Origin of the sequence: Paenibacillus doosanensis, assembly GCF_025060755.1 — a bacterium.
Lineage (GTDB): Bacteria > Bacillota > Bacilli > Paenibacillales > NBRC-103111 > Paenibacillus_S > Paenibacillus_S doosanensis.
Genome location: NZ_JANYUY010000115.1, coordinates 1 through 1510, shown reverse-complemented (window position 1 = coordinate 1510; position 1510 = coordinate 1). Strand labels below are relative to the sequence as shown.

The 1510-nt window shown below is 46.2% G+C and carries 1 protein-coding gene; it reads right to left on the bottom strand.

Translation table 11 applies throughout. The annotated features are described in order from the left end of the window. Position 1: 1 nt before the first annotated feature. On the bottom strand, positions 2-1357 hold the full coding sequence (locus N0M98_RS33605; RefSeq protein WP_249866132.1) for an IS4 family transposase: 1356 nt from the start codon (positions 1355-1357) through the stop codon (positions 2-4). Positions 1358-1510: the final 153 nt, after the last annotated feature.

Sequence of the window (1510 nt, the reverse complement as noted above, 5' to 3'; positions counted from 1 at the left end):
CTCAAGTTTCGCAGCTCAAATTTGGCATTAAAGCCTTGATGTAGCTGGGTAAACCTGAAATCCATTGCTGGACTTGACTTAAAATGGCCGACTTCCCCTGTTTGGTCTTCGTTTGAGTAAGCTCAATGAAAAAGCTGACGATTTGTTGTAACGCGGCTTTCAAATCCAGATCACGGACTTCATCCGAAAACAGAAAAAACAACCCGCCCAAAGAACGTTGATCCTGATGCTCGCGTCGCTCCCATTCCATCACCAGGTAACGAGTGAAAACAAGGGTGGTGTGGCTGATCAACATGTCAAAAGAGCGACCCTGGAACTCGGTTCCCAGCTTCAAATAAGATTTGGTGAACTTGAAGAAGGTTTCAATGCTCCAGCGGATGCCATAAATACGGACAATTTCGGCATCTGCGAGTTCGATATCTGTGCTCAAAATAGCCAGCCATTCTCTACGGCAATTCCGGTTTTGGACGAAAACTAACTTGATAGGCAACCCACAATCGGTTCGGGTAAGAACCGATCCCAAGATCTCCGTTTTGGAGGATCGTGAAAGCTTCACATAGAGTTCTTTCAGAGTCATTCGCTTGTCGTCTAATCGGTAGCGCTGCTTCATGTCTTTGATCATCCCAATGACGTGCAAGCCTTTAGCCATCAAGCTGCGTAGCAAGGGAGCTTGGGTGAACCAGCTATCCATCAAGACGAAATCGGCTGCAAAGCCAGCCTGAATCGCACGGTCCAGCATAGCTACGACCGCATCGGGCTTGCGAGAAAACGCCTCAAGACGCCGCTTGTAGCCTTGCGTACGTTTGGACAACGATTCCTTCATTTCGCAGAAACGGTTGGCTATTTTAGCTGAACTGAGCATGACGAAATCGATGGGAGCAAAACTAAAACCATCCGACCAGCCGAGAGTCAGCATGTTGTACCCGCGTACGAAACGACCTGTCGTGTGGTCATGAACCCGTGCCAACAGTTCAGCCTTTTTACAACGATTCCGCTTCAGGACGGAGTCGTCAACGATGAACGCACGAACTCGTGAAGAGGAAGTAAGGGATTCAAAGTGTTCAATGATTTTCAGGCTAAAGCTATGAAAGAACCGTCTCCAAGCAAAACCGGGATGATTCAAAAAACGATAGACAACATCTTTACCCGGCAGTGAAGAACGGTTGCTTTGGAGTAAACGGGACCAACTTCGTTGCTGGAAAATTAACGTAAAGATAAGCTGGAAGACAGTAAAAGCCGGAAAGCCAAACGATTTACGAATGCCAGCTTGACGGAGAAAGTGTCCTACTTTCAAAGTGGAAAACAGGGCAGAAAAACGTTCTTCACCCTTTTCAGACTGGGAGTTGTGGTGTAACATAAGGTTACGCACCTTTCGGTTTGGAATGGTTATCTGGACAATTTCCATTTTACCAAACATGAAGGGTGTTTTTCTGTCAAGCTTGCTAATTTTTCAAAAGATTTTCAGTAGCAGCAGTATCTAAGCGTGTTTTTCAAGGTGCGAAACTTGAGT